This window comes from Blastopirellula sediminis (assembly GCF_020966755.1).
GTDB classification, from domain to species: Bacteria; Planctomycetota; Planctomycetia; order Pirellulales; family Pirellulaceae; genus Blastopirellula; species Blastopirellula sediminis.
The window spans coordinates 1,244,925-1,262,563 of the sequence record NZ_JAJKFT010000004.1 but is presented as its reverse complement, the minus strand read 5'-3'; the positions used below and the strand labels follow the sequence as shown (position 1 = coordinate 1,262,563).

The 17,639-nt window shown below is 58.7% G+C and carries 15 protein-coding genes; 10 read left to right on the top strand and 5 right to left on the bottom strand.

Features of this window, described 5'->3' with window-relative positions:
• Positions 1–442: 442 nt before the first annotated feature.
• Positions 443–1,357, bottom strand: a complete 915-nt coding sequence (locus tag LOC68_RS08840) for a hypothetical protein (protein ID WP_230217822.1) — start codon at positions 1,355–1,357, stop codon at positions 443–445.
• A gap of 548 nt (positions 1,358–1,905) precedes the next feature.
• Here LOC68_RS08840 and LOC68_RS08835 point away from each other — a divergent pair.
• Complete coding sequence (locus tag LOC68_RS08835; RefSeq protein WP_230217821.1) at positions 1,906–3,267, top strand: SGNH/GDSL hydrolase family protein; 1,362 nt, start codon at positions 1,906–1,908, stop codon at positions 3,265–3,267.
• Positions 3,268–3,396: 129 nt separating this feature from the next.
• Here LOC68_RS08835 and LOC68_RS08830 read toward each other — a convergent pair whose 3' ends face one another.
• Entirely contained in the window at positions 3,397–3,729 is a 333-nt protein-coding gene (locus LOC68_RS08830) for a hypothetical protein (RefSeq protein ID WP_230217819.1), read from the bottom strand.
• Between the two features lie 232 nt (positions 3,730–3,961).
• Between LOC68_RS08830 and LOC68_RS08825 the strand changes: the two genes are divergently transcribed.
• From LOC68_RS08825 to LOC68_RS08815, 3 genes are all read left to right on the top strand, one after another.
• Positions 3,962–5,278 carry a HEAT repeat domain-containing protein gene (locus LOC68_RS08825; RefSeq protein ID WP_230217818.1) on the top strand — a complete coding sequence of 439 codons (1,317 nt, stop codon included), beginning with the start codon at positions 3,962–3,964 and terminating at the stop codon, positions 5,276–5,278.
• Positions 5,279–5,338: 60 nt separating this feature from the next.
• Positions 5,339–6,919, top strand: coding sequence for a sialidase family protein (locus LOC68_RS08820; RefSeq protein WP_230217816.1), 1,581 nt, complete (start codon positions 5,339–5,341; stop codon positions 6,917–6,919).
• Positions 6,920–7,091: 172 nt separating this feature from the next.
• Positions 7,092–8,636, top strand: a complete 1,545-nt coding sequence (locus LOC68_RS08815) for a sulfatase family protein (protein WP_230217814.1) — start codon at positions 7,092–7,094, stop codon at positions 8,634–8,636.
• Positions 8,637–8,746: 110 nt separating this feature from the next.
• On the opposite strand, the gene LOC68_RS08810 is transcribed toward LOC68_RS08815, so the two are convergent.
• A complete protein-coding gene (locus tag LOC68_RS08810) occupies positions 8,747–9,445 on the bottom strand; it encodes a hypothetical protein (protein ID WP_230217812.1) in 699 nt (232 codons plus the stop codon).
• Between the two features lie 179 nt (positions 9,446–9,624).
• Here LOC68_RS08810 and LOC68_RS08805 point away from each other — a divergent pair, with 179 nt between their 5' ends.
• Entirely contained in the window at positions 9,625–10,500 is an 876-nt protein-coding gene (locus LOC68_RS08805; protein WP_230217810.1) for an alpha/beta fold hydrolase, read from the top strand.
• Positions 10,501–10,509: 9 nt separating this feature from the next.
• Here the strand turns inward: LOC68_RS08805 and LOC68_RS08800 are convergent, their stop codons facing one another.
• Positions 10,510–10,803: a DUF2185 domain-containing protein gene (locus tag LOC68_RS08800; RefSeq protein ID WP_230217807.1), complete on the bottom strand. Its 294-nt coding sequence runs from the start codon at positions 10,801–10,803 to the stop codon at positions 10,510–10,512.
• A gap of 123 nt (positions 10,804–10,926) precedes the next feature.
• Here LOC68_RS08800 and LOC68_RS08795 point away from each other — a divergent pair, with 123 nt between their 5' ends.
• Positions 10,927–11,712 (top strand): DUF1028 domain-containing protein, encoded by a 786-nt coding sequence (locus LOC68_RS08795; RefSeq protein WP_230217805.1) that lies wholly within the window; start codon positions 10,927–10,929, stop codon positions 11,710–11,712.
• Between the two features lie 349 nt (positions 11,713–12,061).
• On the top strand, positions 12,062–14,104 hold the full coding sequence (locus LOC68_RS08790) for a methyl-accepting chemotaxis protein (RefSeq protein ID WP_230217803.1): 2,043 nt from the start codon (positions 12,062–12,064) through the stop codon (positions 14,102–14,104).
• A gap of 46 nt (positions 14,105–14,150) precedes the next feature.
• Here LOC68_RS08790 and LOC68_RS08785 read toward each other — a convergent pair whose 3' ends face one another.
• Positions 14,151–14,654, bottom strand: coding sequence for a hypothetical protein (locus LOC68_RS08785; RefSeq protein WP_230217801.1), 504 nt, complete (start codon positions 14,652–14,654; stop codon positions 14,151–14,153).
• Between the two features lie 83 nt (positions 14,655–14,737).
• On the opposite strand from LOC68_RS08785, the gene LOC68_RS08780 reads away from it, so the two are divergent.
• The 3 genes from LOC68_RS08780 (at position 14,738) to LOC68_RS08770 (ending at position 17,195) form a co-directional block, all read left to right on the top strand.
• Positions 14,738–15,301: an aminoacyl-tRNA deacylase gene (locus LOC68_RS08780; RefSeq protein ID WP_230217799.1), complete on the top strand. Its 564-nt coding sequence runs from the start codon at positions 14,738–14,740 to the stop codon at positions 15,299–15,301.
• 22 nt (positions 15,302–15,323) lie between these two features.
• Positions 15,324–16,871 carry a bifunctional aminoglycoside phosphotransferase/ATP-binding protein gene (locus LOC68_RS08775; protein ID WP_230217797.1) on the top strand — a complete coding sequence of 516 codons (1,548 nt, stop codon included), beginning with the start codon at positions 15,324–15,326 and terminating at the stop codon, positions 16,869–16,871.
• A gap of 138 nt (positions 16,872–17,009) precedes the next feature.
• Positions 17,010–17,195 carry a hypothetical protein gene (locus LOC68_RS08770; RefSeq protein WP_230217795.1) on the top strand — a complete coding sequence of 62 codons (186 nt, stop codon included), beginning with the start codon at positions 17,010–17,012 and terminating at the stop codon, positions 17,193–17,195.
• Positions 17,196–17,639 lie beyond the last annotated feature (444 nt).

Below are 17,639 nucleotides of genomic sequence, written 5' to 3'. Positions count from 1 at the left end.
TACATCGTCATTTTTAATAAAGAATAGGGACCGCAATTTTGGACGTCAATATATGATCGGACGGTACGAGAAGACTCTGTTTCAGTAACACGGAATAAGCAAGACAGATCCCGGCTCGCTTCGTAACTGAAGCGAATGCTATATCGAGCCACTACTTATCGTCGTTCTTCTATGTAAAACGTCAATTCTGCCCCTAACTATGCAAGGATTACCGCGGTTCCCGTATCCAGCGGTTCATTGAGATATCATTTCGCAAGTCGAAACGCTTAAACCACGGCGCGGAAAGCCGTTGCTCATAAAATCGCCAAACGCCTGACCCGAAATTGCAAGACGCCAAACATCGCCGTTGCAGTTCTCGTATATTTCGAGGACTTATCGCAAACTCGGTAGAGATTCCGCCTGCGAGAAAAACAAGTTGCAGTAGCGCAGCGTGACGCAGTAGTCACTTTCCAAAGTCGGAAACACGCAAATAGGATGCGCCCTCTTGTGAGGAGTGACGACGTACACGACGAAGCACATCAGGAAACGACTCTACTCCGTTCAATACAAAGTACAGGTGACTTGCATCGAACAGCAGCAACGGGCTTCTAGAAAACGAAGCTTCCCGCATGGCAACCGAAGAATATCCGGACATGGACACGATAACTCCCATCGTATTGTCCGCCTTATCGTTCACCTTTTTTAGCAACGAGTCGATCGCAGTCGCGTCGGCCTGACTGCTGGTGAACTTTAATTCAACGAGATACGTCGTCCCGTCTAGCGTAATCGAACCATCGATTTGACGTCCATCAACCACGTAGGGGCGTCGGTTATCAATATCGAAAAAGTTCATCAAGTCGTAGAACCAGTCTTGAAAGTCGTAACCCGCTTGCTGGGTTCCCAATCCACTGCAAAGCGAATCAAGTCGCTGTTTCAAGGACTCAAAAGTGCTCGCAGAGCTCAAGGCCTTTTGTTTACGCTGTTCCGCATCATGGCGTCGCCGTATAATCTCCGCGTCATTACGCCTTTCCTCTTCTTTCCTCTCAAGGTATTCCTTGAGAGCAGCAACGGCCTTCTTGGCATCCCTAATTTTCTCCGCAGAGTCTTCCCAATTACTAAGGTCTGGAAATGAATCCTGCTCTGCAAGTGACCAAGCTATCTGCTGAAGCAAGCGTTGACCTCGATCTGATCGCTCTAGTATTGGAAAGAGGCGATCCAGCCAATCTCGCTTTGTTTCATCATCAGAACATCCCGCCAAGAAATTCTCCGAAATATGCGATCGCCGCAGGAAGTTGCGAAGCGCTTTCTTTCGCCAATACGATTTCAGCAACGCATCGTATAAGAGTTCAACGAAGTGAGGGGGAAGCGTCGGCGGCATCTTATCTAGACTCTCCATTTTTTCAATTTACTGCCAACATGACGCAAAGCAGTTCTCGCTCATTTCCCAACGGCTCACATCTTGGAACTGCCGTAATACAGCTGCAGATTTCGATCAAATCGGGCATCTGTAGCGTCTGGATCAAGTCCAAGCGCAGGCACCATGGTCACGGCCTTGCGTGGCTGTGAATGCGGCCAGCAATCCGGTATCGTCCTTTCCCTTTGTGACCGCGAAGTCGAGACGCTTTTGTACAGCAACAGTTTCGTAGCGACTGTCTTGATCGTCAAGCAATCTTCAAGCCAAGCGTCAGCGTGTTGGGTCACGACCCAAGTTACGCGACTGCGATAGTGCCCTTCTGCCGAATCACGCCATCAACTCAGCGCCTTAACAAGTTCGCTCAACTGCCATCCGGCGACTGTTTTGACTTCCTACCCCCGATGCAATAATGTGCTGACTTACAGAAACTGTCGCAGACGACAGTGGCGCCCATAGAAAAGAAGCGTAAATGGCGCCGCCCCGCCGCCGGTCCGCAACCTCAGAGTGATGCTATGAAAAGCTGGATAGTCGTTTGTTTGTCGGCAATGACAATTCTCCTGTGCGGTCTGGCCGCGTCGCACGCTGCGGCGGCGGAGTCGCCGGCGAAGGTCGCTTTGAAGGGGGATTGGGAAGTCCAGGTCGATCTCGTCGGCAACGGGGCGGAGCCGGGACTTTCGGCGCTGGTCGCGGTTGAATTGCCGGGCTTGTATACCGTGACGGCCGAGCGGCACGCGAGTTTGCCGGTCTATGACCCGGCCAGACCGCAGTATCTGCGAGGCGAACGATTGACGGCGTTGATTGCGGAATCGCTGACCGCGCCCGACTTGTTGGATCCGTCCAGCGTCGTCGTGCGCGGCGGACCAGCCGATACGGATGAAACCTACGTACGTGGTCGCGATTATGAATTTGAAAATCGCTGGGGTGGGATGGGCCGTATCGTCGGCGGGCGAATTGCGGAGGGGAGCCCGGTCTACATCAGCTACCAACATTCGCTGTCGCGAATCGATTCGGTGGTGCTGAACGCCGCCGGAGAAATTGAATATCGAACCGGCGAGCCGGCCGCCACGGCGCCAGCCCCGCCCCAGATCGTCGCATCCGAGCGTCGTTTGGCGAACGTCTGGATCCCGGGCCGAATCGAGCGGCTGACCAAACAGAATCTGTTTCCGCTGTTGGAAACGGCGTATCCAGAGCCGCCGGCAGCTTCGCCTTCGCTGGCCGAGCAGAAGATTCCGCACGCCATGGCCAAGTTGCGTGCGGGCGAGCCGCTACGAATTTTGGCTTGGGGGGACAGCGTGACCGAGGGGGCGTATTTGTCGAACCGAGAACGTGATCACTGGCAGCAGCAGTTCGTCGCACGGCTGCGGCAGCGTTTCCCGATGGCGAAGATTGAATTGGTGACCGAAGCTTGGGGTGGACGCACGACGGCCTCCTACCTGGGCGTTCCGCCAGGTGCGGAGCACAACTACCAGGAAACGGTCTTGGGGGCCAAGCCGGACCTGGTCATCAGTGAGTTTGTGAACGACGCAGGTCTCAGCCCGGCGATGGTCGAAGAGCGCTACGGAAAACTGTTGGCCGACTTTCAAGCGATCAACGCCGAGTGGATTATTTTGACGCCGCACTATGTGCGCCCCGACTGGATGGGACTGGATCGGCAGAATGACGTCGATGAGGACCCGCGTCCCTATGTGAAAGGGCTACGCGAATTCGCCGCCAAGCATCCAGTGGCGCTGGCCGATGCGTCGCTACGGTATGGCCGCTTGTGGCGCCAAGGGATTCCCTACAACAGCCTGATGGTCAATTGCATCAATCATCCCGGACCAGAGGGACTAAGCATCTTCGCCGATGCATTGATGGAGCTCTTTCCGCAAAAGTGAAGCAGGCGCGCACGATATTTCCTCGTCACTGGAAAGACAAAAGTTCCGTAGGCTGGGTCGAGACCCAGCATATTGACGCTTGGACTTAAGAACGCTGGGTCTCGACCCAGCCTACGCGATTTTCTCCGGTCACATCCCTTTGAACGCATTCCAAAAGCTACCGTAGTATCCGGAAATTACCGGGTACCGATCCTCCGGAAAGCCTTTCGACGCGAGTCCAAATTGATTGCGATCTTCGTCGTAGAAGATGAGGTAGCCGTCCCCTTCCGGCAATTCTTTGAGCACGATCCAGACGTCGACGATCGCGTCTTTGATTTTGCCGTTGCGGACCAGGCGGTGGATCATCGGCGTGGGCGTCGGCTTGATCAGCGCCGTGCGGAGATTGAAGGCGTGCGAATTGGATTCGTCCCACCGGTCGTCGATTTCCTGCAGGACTAGCTGGCGGACTTCACGTGCATCCACTGGAGTTCTCCGTCGGCGGTTAGTGTGAGGGAATTTTCGTTCCACGCGGCTCAGGTAGCCGCAAACGTTTGACGGAAGCACGGGCCAAAACGGACGATGGGAAGAATCCAATGTCATTCTCTTGGACTATACTATCAAGTTCATCCCTTCGCGGTCTTGGCGCTGCAACCTAACCATAACGCCAAGTCGAATTGTTCACTTCCCTTCTACCTTCCCTGCTCTCGCCCCGCCAATGAATCGACGTTTGCTGACCAAGCCCGGAATCGTGTTGACCGTTTTCGCAAGCGGTTTCATCGGGATTGCCTTCTTGGCGGCTTGGCAAGCGGGCTTGTTCCAGCCGCGTCTTCAGCGGCTTATCCGGCAGTTGCAAACAGCGAAGGAGGCGGAGGATCGCTACGCGGCCGCGGAAGAATTGGGAGAAATGGGAGCGGCGGCGCGGCCTGCCGTGCCGCCGCTAGTCGCAGCGCTCGACGACGACGGCGTCTACATGACGACCGCCATGCTGATCTTTCCCCAAGAGCACTACGTCCGGAACGCCGCCTCCAAAGCGATCGGGCAAATCGGCGGCCCAGAAGCGGTGGACGCGTTGATCTCGGTCATCGCCACCAAGGGAGACTCCGATTGGTATACGTCCAGCATGGCGGCACGCCTGCTTGGCGAGTTCGGCGCTGAGGCGCGGCCTGGCGCCGAGCGACTGCTGGACGCGATCGACGGTTGTCGGCAGGGGGAAGTCGTGAAGCAGTCCATCACGGTTCTGACCGCAATGCAAATTGAACCAGGCTCGCCGGCCGCAGACAAGGCGCGCGACGTGTTGCCGCAGTTCTGCAATTGGGGAAATGAAACTGGTCCATGGGCAGCCCAGCTGCTCTACCGGTTGTGGCCGGAGGATCAAGAGGCGGTGGAGTATTATGTAGCGGCGATGCTCGGTGGCCGCTCGACTGCCGGGGTTGGCATGATCCCCATCAATGAACAAACGATCCCGCTAATCATCAATCACCTGGGAGATGGAACGCGCGAAGCGGCGATCACTCACCTGGCCGCGGCGGACGCGGATCTAGTCGTGACTCCACTCACGGAAGCGCTGCAGCGTCCGGAGCGGCTCATTCGAGCCGGCGCCGCGACAGCGCTCGCGAAACATGGAGCCGAAGCGGCGGAAGCCGAGCCCGAGTTGACCGCGCTGTTGGCCGATAAGGACGAGAACGTGCGTCTGGCCGCTGCGACAGCTCTGTGGGAGTGCGCTCACCAGGTGGAAACGGTGCTGCCGGTCCTGGTCGCCGCCCGGAAGTCGGCAGCGGCGCCCACACGTCAGACGGTTCAATCTTTCGTCTACAGCCGAGGTAGCGAGGACGCGTGGGCGGTCGTCTCCTTGGCTCAGTTCGCCGCGACGGAACGTCCCAAAGAGGAACGCCTCTTCGCGCTGGAGCTGTTGTCGCAAATCAAAAGGTCCACCCCTGAATCAAGCGAAGTGCTGCTGGAATTGCTACGTGATCCAGACGCCGATATCCAGCGAGCCGCCGCGAAGGCGGTTGCGGCGTCCGAGAAGAAATAGCGGCGGAAACAGGTCCCAATGCTTGAGCCGCCAGAAATGATCGATACGAAAGAACAACCAATGACGCGCCCCATTTCTATCCTTTCCTGTTTGCTTGCCATGTTGGCAGTCGGCGAGTTCGACAGCGTGAAGGCGGAAACGCCGACTTCTAGCGTCTGGAACGGGACGCCGGTCTCGCTGACGGCGAACGAGATGTCGATTGCGACCGGCCAGCCTTCGCTGGTGCTGATGTCGAGCGGCTCGACGCATGTGCCGGTCTGGTCGTTGTCCGGAGGTACGGTGGGGCAGTCGGTCTCCGGCGTGGTGGATGGCTTCCCCAGCGATGTCGCCGCGGTGAAAGTCGAGATCGTCGTCACCACGAACGACAAAGAGACGAGCTCCGATTTTTCCGACGTCTACCGAGTTCACCTTTCGCAAATGGTCGAGGGCGCCCCGTTCACCGCTCGGAATTTTTTGGGCGACGTCGTGCGAACGACGCTGCCGCCGGCGCCTCTTTACGCGCGGACCATTCTCCTTGAGTCGTATTACGAAGTGAAGCCGCACGCGCCGATCACGGTCCGCGTGCAGCGCGAGCCAGGCGATCCGGCCGACACCTTCACTCGGCCGACCGGCTTGGCGCTGGTGAGAGTCACGCCGCTGCCGGCGCTCGCCAAGCCGTTGGTCGTGCAAGAAGGACCAGGTTATGACTCGTGGCCGATGATGCAAGCGATGGGCGACAAGCTGGTTTGCACCTACAGCCGCGGCTCGGGCCATACGATCGGCGAAGACGCCCGCGCCGTCTACGCGCGGACTTCGACCGACCAGGGAAAGAGCTGGACGCCGGAAACGGTGGTCGCCAATTCGCCAGGCTACGGCGACGTCACCGTCGGCAAGGGTCTGGACTCGACCGGGGCGATGCTGTTGTGGGTGCGGCGAGTCGGCAAGCAGTGGCATCATGATCTCTACCGGACCACCGACGGAGTAAAGTTTGAGTTGATCGCGACGCCAGAGATGGAAGTGACGCCGATCCAGATCACCGACGTCATCGATGTCCCGACAGTCGGGCTGATGGCGCTCTGGTTCGCTGGAAGCTACGGCGACCCCGGCCCCAATCACTCGTGGGGAACGCTGACCAGCAGCGACGATGGGAAGACCTGGAAACAGAACGTCATCGAAGCGGAACTGACCAAAGAGAACTGGCCGACCGAGCCGTCGGCCGTTTACCTGGGAGACGGCAAGCTTTTGGCGATCGGGCGAACGGAAGTGGGAGGCAACTCCACAACGCGTTCGCAATTCCAGATGGTCTCGACCGACTACGGCGCCACCTGGAAACGGTCGCCGACCAATATCAGCGACGTCGTCATATCGACGCCGAGCCTGATCCTTGACGCTGACACGGGCCTACTAAGCAACTACTACTATCAGCGCGGCCCGCGCGGCCTGCTGCGGCGACGCGTGGTTGATCCGAACTTCATCTTCGACCATCCGCAGAGTTGGCCCGCGTCGGAAGCGATCGCCGCCGGGAGTCAGCTCACGGTCGACGCCGGGAACGCCAACGCTACGTGGATCGGCGACAAGCATTTCATCTCGTACTACTCCGGTGCGGCGCCGGATACGTCGGTCTTCGTTGCGGAAGTGCCGGCCCCGCAGGCGGAGAAATAGAGGACGGCACGGCTCACCGAAGAACACTGTCGCAGACGACAGCGCCACCCAGACTTCGTCCACGTTCTTTTTGAAACGGCGATCCATTTCCGTTACTGTAGGTAGATTCCCAAACAGTTCGACGCACGAATTGCTCCCGCTTACGCCCCGAACACCACGGAAAAGTGACGACATGACGCGAGTCTTCTTCCTCCTGCTCTTGGCGTTGGCCTGGACGAATATCGCCGCCGCCGACGATCGCCCGAATATTCTCTGGATCACGATCGAAGATTGGAGTCCTGATCTCTCTTGCTATGGAACGAAGGGGATTGAGACGCCGCATGTCGACAAGCTGGCGTCCGAAGGGATTCGATATCAGCGGGCCTTTACGACGGCGCCGGTCTGCTCCCCGTCCCGTTCGGCGATGATGACCGGGTTTCACCAGAACTATATTGGGGCCCATCAACATCGCACCGACGACAAGCAGCCGCTCCCCTATGGCATTCGGCCTATCCCGCATCTGATGGCCGACGCTGGCTACTTCACTTGCCTGATGAGCAAGAAGACCGACTGCAACTTTTTGCCCGACTCGCCCAAAGAACTGTTCCAGGGGAAAGATTGGAGCGAGCGGAAACCGGGACAGCCCTTCTTCGCCCGGATTACCTTTCAAGGGACGCACCGGCCGTGGAACCGCGATCCGGTTCGCCCGATCGATGGCAAGGATGTCGAACTACCGCCGTACTACGCCGATACCCCGTTCATTCGCCGCGACTGGGCGAACGGGCTCGAGCAGATGCAGTTGGTCGACCGGGAAGTCGGCGCCCTGCTGAAGCGTCTCGAAGACGAAGGGCTAAAGGAGAACACGCTCGTCTTCTTCATCGGCGATCACGGCCGCTGTCATATCCGGGGCAAGCAGTTCCTGTATGACGAAGGGACGCGGATCCCGATGATCTTTCGTTGGCCCGAACGCGTGAAGCCGGGCCAGGTCAATGACGACCTCGTCTACTCGATCGACATCTGCGCGACGCTGCTTGAAGTGGCCGGCGTGACGCCGCCGGTTCCGCTGCATGGGAAGAGCTTGTTTAGCAACGACGTCAAAGAGCGGAAGTACCTGTTCGCCGCCCGCGACAAGATGGACGACACGCACGACGCGATGCGTTCGATTCGCTCGAAGACGCACAAGTTGATTCTGAACCTGATGCCGGAGCGGGCCTACTGCCAACTGAGCTTCTACAAGGAAGGTTCTTATCCGCCGCTCGCCGAGATGAATATTCTGAACCTGGAAGGAAAGCTGACGCCGGTGCAAGCGGCGTTCATGGCGAAGAGCAAACCGCCGATTGAGCTGTTCGACCTGACCAAAGATCCGCACGAAATCAACAACGTCGCCGACGATCCGGCCTATGCCGCCGTCAAAGCGGAGATGCTAGCCGAGCTCGAAACGTGGCGGAAAGAAGTGATCCACGACCAGGGGGTTTCGGACGAGTTCCGCGCCGTCGGCGTTTTCCCCGAATCATGCCCCACTCCGACCGTCGGCCAATGGGCGTTCGACCACGGCGACGAGTACGACTTCCGCAAGACCGGGCTCCCCGGCTGGTACCCGACGCGGACGCTGGAGGAATGGAAAAAGGTGAAAGCGGCGTGGGAACCGTACGTCTTCCGCGAGCCGAAAGAAAAAGTGGCCCGGCCGAAGATCCCGCACACGCAAAAGCCGAAGGTGAAAGCGACGGCGAAGAAGTAAGCAGGCTTTTGATCGCGTAGGCTGGGCCGAGCCCCAGCCTACAAGAATCTTTCCCGCACATTCATGGCCACGTAAGGCTGTGGCCATGGCGCCCGGACAAGTGAAGCGTTCTACTTGCCCGACTCGGCGACCACCTTCTTCTTCGTCGACGCCCAGTCTGATTTCGGCGTCGCTTCCCAAACACCGAAGTCTTTGAACGAGACCGATTCGCCGCTGACGGTCAGGCCGAAGTTGGTTTTGTCGACGTCGATCGCTTCGTGCGAACCGTAGCCGACTTGTTTGCCATCGAGTCGGGCCAGGAACTCGGGACCGTTCAGTTCGACGACCAGCGTGTGCCACTCGTTGGGCGCGATCGCCGTTTTGACCGTTTGCAGCGTCGCCGCTTTGTCGGGGCCGGCATGGTCGTGGTCATCTTTGCGGAGGGTGAATCCTTGTGCGTTCACGATGACGCGCGAGTTGTGCCCTTTCGCGTCGTTGATGCTGAGCGTCGTCGTCTTGGCGCCTTCCAGCTTGAAGGAGTATTGAACCACCACGTTGCGTTGCTTCAGATTGGCTCGAATGACCGCGCCATGCATGTCTTCCGTCAGTTCTGAACCTTGCGTCGCGCCGTCGACCGCTTCCCATTTTCCTTTGGCGGCTCGCCAAGGTTTGCTCACGCCGGTGGCAAACGAGTCATTGAGCAGCTGCTTGCCTCGCTCGCACATCAGCGTCTCCGCCTGGCTGGACGACGCGGCCGGCTCTTTCGCCATGGTGACTGAGGTCATCAGAAGGGAGCAAAACCCAAACGCAACGAGAGTCGACTTTCGCATGGTAGTCTTCCTGAACGATTTGACATGACGGGGGATGCCGCGATTCGTTTACCCTACTCTCTGGCAACGCCCGGCGCCACACAGGCCGGCGCCGATTTTCCTGGACGCCAACTTTTCAGCCCGCTACCTTGGTGGGACGCCGCCAACGATCCTGGTCCGCTTGCCGAAAGAGTCTGCCGATGGAGCCGGTCCCGGTCAAAACGAGCTCGAAGCTACGCGTGACGTATAGTCTGCATCTCGCAGAAAGCGCGAGCCGTTCGCAGGTGGTGGTTTTGCATCATGGAATCCTGCACACCCGGGCGACTTTTCTCGACTTGATCGCCGCGCTGAACCAGTTGGGAATCCATGCGGTGATGATCGAGCAGCAATCGCAAGACGCAGGCTTTTGGCGAAACTGCATCGGGATGGGGGCCTACGCCGAAGGGATGAAAGACGCGCTCGTCGCGATTCGAACGGCGCTGGCCGCGAGCGAAGAGCCGCTGCAAATCGGGATCGTCGCCGTTCATTCGATGGGGGGCGAGATATGGGAAGAGACGCGGGAGAAATATCCCGAACTGCGGCGCCCGACGGTAATGATGGCGCCGATCCCTCAGAACGGAGCGCTGCGAACTTCGCTCCGACTGCTGCGTGATTATCCCTTCGCGTTTCTCAAAGCGGCGCTGACGTTCAGCGTGCTTTCGCTGGCGAAAACGCCAGAGCAAGTGAAGCGCCTCTTCTTTCACGAGACGGCCAACATGGAAGTGGTCCGGCGGACTACCAGTCAGCTGACCCACTCTCCCTTCTGGTCGTATTTGCAGCTTACCTTTCGCTGGTTGCTGCGGCCGAAGATCTCACGGCAGGACATGCCGCAACTGCTTCTCTACAGCGAGAGCGATTATATCTTTCAGCCGTGGGAGTTCGACAAGACGCGTAAGCTGTACGGCGACTTGCTCGACGAACAAGCGATGCTCGGCGGGCACGATTTTTTTATTGGCGACGCGCGTCCCACGGCGGCGGCGATTCAGGAGTTTTTTGAGAAGCACAAGAAAGTACGTACGGACGACATTCACCAGTAACCCGAACGGCTAATCTTCCGGACTTCGGCAGCGTTTCCAAGGTTCGTCGACGGAGTCTCGCCAAGCGATCCAGCCGAGCGGCAGATCGGCGATTTCGGCCAATCGCGGGTCAATTCGCAACATAGTACGCAGCGAGACGATGCGAGCGTCCGATTCGCTTTCGGGAATGCCGTCGAGAGAGTGGAACTGCCATGCCCCGTCCTCTTCATCATGGCTGACGTAATGAATCCAAGCTCCTTCCTCGACAACACTTTTGCTCGTGAAGCAGACAACGTTAGGTTCATCCGGGAATGGCCAGTTCACTATCGATTCTCCTAGAAACTTGCGGGACGTCGGCAGATTATACTAGCAAAGAATGGCGGCCGCGTTACGGTTCGCGCGTAATTCGCTGAGACATCACCTTCCTTATTACAACAGTTGACCGCCATGCTTCGCATCCTCTTCGCCGTTATGACGCTCTCGCTCTTTTTTTTCGCCGCCTGGCCGTTGTTACGGAGTCCGCGTGAACCGTACGCCGGCGAGTCGCTCCCATCCGATGATCCTCCCGCCAACACGCTTTCGATCGTCGCCTATGACCCGAAGAACGGCGATCTGGGGGTCGCAGTGGCGAGCAAGGTGCTCGGCGTCGGCTGCATCGTTCCCTGGGGAAAAGCAGGCGTCGGCGCGATCGCGACGCAGTCGCACGCCAACACCGCCTATGGTCCGCTGGGACTGGAACTGCTGAAGGAAAAGTCGGCGAGCGAAGTGGTCGAACTGCTGACGACCGCCGATCCGGGGAGAGACTTTCGCCAACTTGGGATCGTCGACTCCCAAGGAAGAGTCGCCAGCTATACCGGCGCCGGCTGCGACGCATGGGCCGGACAGATCGTTGGTGAGAACTTCGCCGTGCAGGGAAATCTGCTAACCGGCGAAGAGGTGCTGAAAGCGATGGCGGACAGTTACCGCGCCGCCCGCGAAAGCGGCGAAGGGGAACTGGGCGACTGGTTGGCGGCGGCCCTCGGTGCCGGAGTCGCCGCCGGCGGGGACAAACGAGGCAAACAATCGGCGGCGCTGATGGTCTACCGGGCTGGCGCGGGCTACGGCGGCAATGATCGTTACATTGATCTGCGAGTGGACGATCACCAGGAGCCGGAGAAGGAGCTTGCGCGGCTGTTGGAAGTGCACAAGGAATTCTTCGCCCATGCGCATCGCCGCGAGTCGGATGAGGAATGAGCGGAGAGCGTCAGGCCGAGACCTGACCTACGTCATCACGCGGAATGCGCTTCTCGATACGCCGTTTCCACCGAATCCGCGCAAAAGATGCGGCAAGTCGCACGCGTGCGTCCAGACCCCGCCAACAGCGGAATATCTGCGATTATCCCGTCCTAAAGTCAGCGCTGCGTAATACGGCTGCACCACGTTTTCCGGCTTTGTCGACTGCGCCCTGTCGGCCGCTCCCCAGCCATCTCGGCAGGAGTCCTCGCCCAAAATGGGGTGCTATCTTTGCCAGACGCCGGCCCGCTTGGCCCGCGCATCTGGTTTGGTGAACTGATTTCCGCAGCCATCCGAAGGAATCCAAAACGTGAAGATTCGTAATCGTATTCTCGTGCCGATCATCACGTCCGTCGCGGTCGTTTCGCTGGTCGCATTCGTCTCGCTGGACTACATGTTCTACGCCGAGACCGACCGCAACCGGATCGATACGACCGTCGCCAAGCTGACGGACATTCAGCAGAAGGAGCGCCAAGTCGCCGAACGCTGTCTGGTCCTCGCGTCGCTTTTCAGCCAGGCGCCGAAAGTGCAAGCGGCGTACGCCATCGCCCATCAAGGCTCGATGGAGGACGCTGACGATCCCCGCTCGGCCGAAGCGCGCGAGCTGTTACGTACTGAGTTCACACCGTTCGCCGATGGCTACGCCGCCGCGACCGACGGGCGCCCTTTTAATCTCCACTTCCATCTGCCGACCGGGCGCAGCCTGTTGCGACTTTGGAAGAGCGATCAAACGACCAGCGACGACATCTCCGACTTCCGCCAGACGATCGTCGACATCAACGACGGCGATCATGATCCGATCGTCGGCATCGAAGTCGGCCGCGGCGGATTCGCCATCCGGGGCATTGCTCCGGTGACCGGTCCTGCTGGCGAGCATCTCGGCTCGGTGGAAGTTCTCTCGGACTATTTGCCGGTGATCATGACGGCGCAGGATCGGGAAGAAGACGATATCGCCGTCTACATGAATGCGAAACTCGCGCCAGTCGCGACAAAACTGAACGATCGCGAAAAGTATCCGCTGCTAGATGAGCGTCATATCCGCGTTATGACGTCGAATGCGGAACTGACCGACGCTTTGATCGACGCAGAAATTCTCGACCTTAGCGCCACTGAACAAGTGATTCAGCGCGTCGGCTCTTATCAGATCGCCATCTCGCCGGTGCTCGACTATCGAGGAGAGAACATCGGCGCCGTCGTCGTTGCGACCGACCTGACGAGCATGCTGAACCGCTACGCCCAATTTCGTTGGCTGTTGGCCGGCGGAATCGGACTGTTGCTGGTCATTTTGACGATCATCGCCTGCTACGTTTCCCACTCGATTTCCTACCCGCTTGGCCAAACGGTCGAGTTGTTGAAAGACATCGCCCAAGGCGAAGGGGATTTGACCAAACGGTTGGACGACTCTTCGCAAGATGAAATCGGCGAGTTGTCCCGCTGGTTCAACACGTTCATCGCCAAACTGCAGGGAATCGTCGCCGAACTGTCGCTCAACACGCACACCTTAGCGAGTTCGTCCGCCGTCCTTTCGGACACGGCGACTCAACTGGCCAGCGGAGCGGAAGAGACGACGCATCAATCTTCCGACGTCGCTGCTGCGTCGGAGCAGATGTCGATGACCATGTCGAGCATGGCCGCCGCGTCGGACGAGATGACGATGAAGATCCGCTACGTCGCTTCTGCGACTGAAGAGATGACGACTTGCATCGCCGAAATCGCCAAAAACGCCGCCGATGCGTCGACCGTCGCCGGCGAAGCGGCCAATCTGGCGCATGCGAGCGACGTGACCATCACGGAACTGGGGGAAGCGGCCACCGACATCGGCAAAGTGATCCAAGTGATCCAGGAGATCGCCGAGCAAACCAACCTGTTGGCGTTAAACGCGACGATCGAAGCGGCCCGGGCTGGAGAAGCGGGAAAAGGCTTCGCCGTCGTCGCGTCGGAAGTGAAAGACTTGGCGAAGCAGACTGCGATCGCTACGGAAGAGATTCGCGCCAAAATCCTGGGCATTCAAGGTTCCAGCGACAACGCGGTCGAGTCGATCCAGCAGATCACCGGCGTCGTTCGACGCGTCCATGAAATCTCTCGCACGATCGCCTCGGCGGTCGAAGAGCAAAACGTGACGACGCGCGAGATCGCCACCAACATCTCGCAAACCTCCAACGCCACCGAGTCGATCGCCACCGGCATCGCCCAGTCGGCTCAGGCCAGCGGAGAAATCTCGCGAAACATCAACGGCGTGAGTCGATCGAATCTGCAAACGTCGCAAGGTGCCCAGCAGACCCGAACCGCGGGGCGCGAACTATCGGACCTGGCCGCCAACCTGCGGGCGCTGGTGGGACAATTCAAGATCTAGGTGGGTAGGCCTGGCGGGACCTGCGGGATCGCCAGGCGACTCCGGCCTACTTGCCCTGTAGCGCCGGATCGTGCGCTTCACGAACGGCGTCGTAGCCTAGCGCGGCGAATTCCGAGACGACCTTCGCGTGGTTCTGGGCGACCTTTACCGCGTCAGGCGTCTTGCCGGTGACGACGACTTTGATCCCGTTATCCAGTTGCTCCACTTTCGTCGTGATCTGGTCATGGTATTTGACCAATTCGACGAAGGCCGGATCCCAACGGCGGACCATCGCGCCGCTACCGAGTCGCTTTTGCATATAGGCGAGGTGCTGTTTCAGCTTGGCGGCGACTTCTTTGTTTTTGGTGGTGGTCGTCGCTTCGTACCCATCATCGCGCAACTTCACTTCGCGCGTCAGTTCCTTGTGATGGTCAGCAAGGTAGTGAATCAGCGCTTGCTGCTCTGGGGGGAGTGGGCCTCGCATCGGCTCAGCGCTCCAAAGGACCGAGGTTGGGAAACAAGCGAGCATCGCCAGCAGCGCGACGGGACGGAAGACAGTGGCGGCGTTCATGACATTACCCTGCTGAAATGGTTGGAGCGTTTTGCGTCCCTTGTACCATTTTTTCACAAAGTCAAGAATTGACGAGTCGGGGAATGCCTGACACGTTCTTGGCCGGCCATCGACGCATGCTTTGGGCGCTCGATTTGCAGCAAAATATTGAAGACCTATCCCATCGCTCGATTGAAGGAGAAATTACCATGAACGTCACCGAATACCTGCATGAAAAACAGGTCAACTTTGAGAAGATCCTGCACCCGAACGCCTACGGCGCCAATCGTCTGGCACAGACGCTTGGGGTGTCTGGACATCAAGTCGCCAAGACGGTTTTGCTGAATGCAGATGGAGACTACACCTCGGTCGTGGCGGTCTTGCCGGCCGATAAGTCGGTCGATTTGAGGGCCGCGGCGCAGATGCTCGGCGATTGCAAGTTGACGCTCGCCACCGAGGAGCAAATCTCTCAACATTGTCCCGATTGCGAAGTGGGCGCGTTGCCCCCGTTTGGTTCGCAGTACCATATGCATACGATTATGGACGCGAGCCTGCTGGAATACGAGAATATCGTGTTTGAAGGCAACACGCACCACGAGGCGATCCAGATGACCGCGAGCGATTTCCGCATGATTGAATCGCCGTTGGTCGGCCATTTCGCCCGCTAACGCGACCAGAAACAACAACGATATGTCGATTGATTCCGACGCCCTCGTCGAGTGGCTTATGACGCCGTCCGCCTATGCGGACGGCACAACCCGCGTCGAGCGTCTGGAGACGCACATTTCGTGGATCTTTCTGACCAATCGGTTCGCTTACAAGCTGAAGAAGCCGGTCCGGTTCGACTTTCTCGACTTTCACACGCCGCAAATGCGCCGTGCGGCGTGCGAAGCGGAAGTGCGCCTGAATCGCCGTCTGGGAGGTGATACGTACCTCGGGGTCGTCCCGATCACCCAGTCGGACGCCGGCTTGGCGATCGATGGCGAGGGGACGCCCATCGATTGGCTGGTGAAGATGAAGCGGCTGCCGGCCGATCGCTCGCTTGACCGCCTGATTGCGGAAGAGCGTCTGAAGCCGCACGACATCGAACCGCTCGCGAAAACCCTTTCGCGGTTCTACGCGGCTCAGCCTCCGCTAGAAATTGCACCTGCCGAGTATCGCCGCCATTTCGAGGAGCATGTTCGCAGCAATTTGCATGATCTCGCCAATAGCGACGTTTCGCTCGATCAGGGCGCAATTCGCCGGATTCATCAAGCGCAGCTTCGGCTGCTCCTTCATCATCCCCATCTCTTTGACGAGCGGGTCGAGTCAGGGCGAATTGTGGAAGGTCACGGCGACTTACGTCCTGAACATGCGTTTCTGCTCGCCGAACCGGTCGTGATCGACTGCATCGAGTTTAACGCCGACTACCGCCGGATCGATCTGTGGGACGAACTCTGTTTCTTTGCAGTCGAATGCGAAACGCTTGGCGCCGGTTGGATTGGCGAGTTTTTGTTGGAGGCTTACCAAGGAGCGAGCGACGACAACCCGCCTGACTCCCTCTCTCACTTCTATCGCAGTTACCGGGCCTGCGTGCGGGCCAAGGTAAACGCGATCCAAGCCGGCGCGGCGCCGGAAGACGTACAGCGAAGTCTGCTCGCAGGCGCACAAGCGCGGCTGGAGATCGCCGACAAAGCGGCCCGGCAGTTGAGCCGTCCGCAATTGATCATCATCCGCGGGCTCACCGGCAGCGGCAAAACGACGCTGGCCGAGCGTCTGGCCGCAACCTACGCCGTCGACCATCTGCAAACCGACGCGATTCGCCGCGAGTTATTCGGCGCTAGCGACGAGCGCGCCGGTTACGGCCAGGCGATCTATCGTCCGGAAAATCGGGAGTTCGTCTATGACCAACTCTTTTCCGCCGCAGCCGAGCGCTTGCAACAAGGGCATTCAACCATCATCGACGGGACGTTTCTCACTGCGGCCCAGCGAAGTCGCGCCGTCGAGTTAGCCGAACAACACAACGCGACGCCGGCGCTGCTGGTTTGCGAGTGTCCGGAAGAGATCGCCAAAGTGCGAATCGTGCGACGAGCCCAGGAAGGGAACTCCCTCTCGGAATCGCACTTGGATATCTTGGCGGCACAGCAACAACGGGAGGAACCTGATCCGGAAGGCGTGGAGAGTCACAAGATCGACGCCGCGGCGGATCTCGATCAGCAGGTCGCTGCGGCGATCAACACGTTGCGTATCCACCACTAGAGTTAGCGGCGAATCGCCACGCGAACGCTGCTCGTTGATCGCGCACGAGCCAGTCTGATCGCTTTGGCGCCAGTTCGTTTGTAAATCGTTCGCACATCGATTCGTGCATCAAAAAAATTGCGGGTTGTGGCAGAGCGCATGACATCTCAAGACCGCAAGAACGTCCTCCTGTTTTGTGCGGGCCTCTACGTCTTGATCGCCGCATTCTTCTTTGCGGTGACGCCGGAAGCGGCTGGCGTTGGACGCCAAGCGTTGTATTTGTCGACGGCTTTGGGCGCCTGTGCCGCGGCGGTTTGGCTCTGGCGAATTCGAGCGAAAAGCTGACCTACGGCGTTTCCTACGTCACCACCATCGTATGACGAATAGCGCGGCTGCGACCGCTAACGCTAGTCCGTAGCCGATCCAACCAACCAAACGCAACCGATCCGCGCGCGGTGTCGAAGGCTCTGGCCTCCCAGCGATCATATAACAGGCCGTATTCCAAACGATTCCGCTAACGATCAGCGTCAGCGGAATCACCGCAGGCCCCATCACCCCTGACTCCATCTTTCTCTCCCTATTCCTCTCTGCCCCTGTTCGCCCCGTAAGGCGAGAACTTCTCCACCTGCCCGCGTTGTCGTGCATTTGAGAAGCTGTTTCGTCGTTCCGGCCAACGCACAACTTGCCGCCACATTGACACTTAACCCTATACGTACGAATGAGATCCGTACCCTGAGCCGCGTGAAAAGGGCGATCCGTCATTCGCCTACCACAAACAGAAGCGGAATT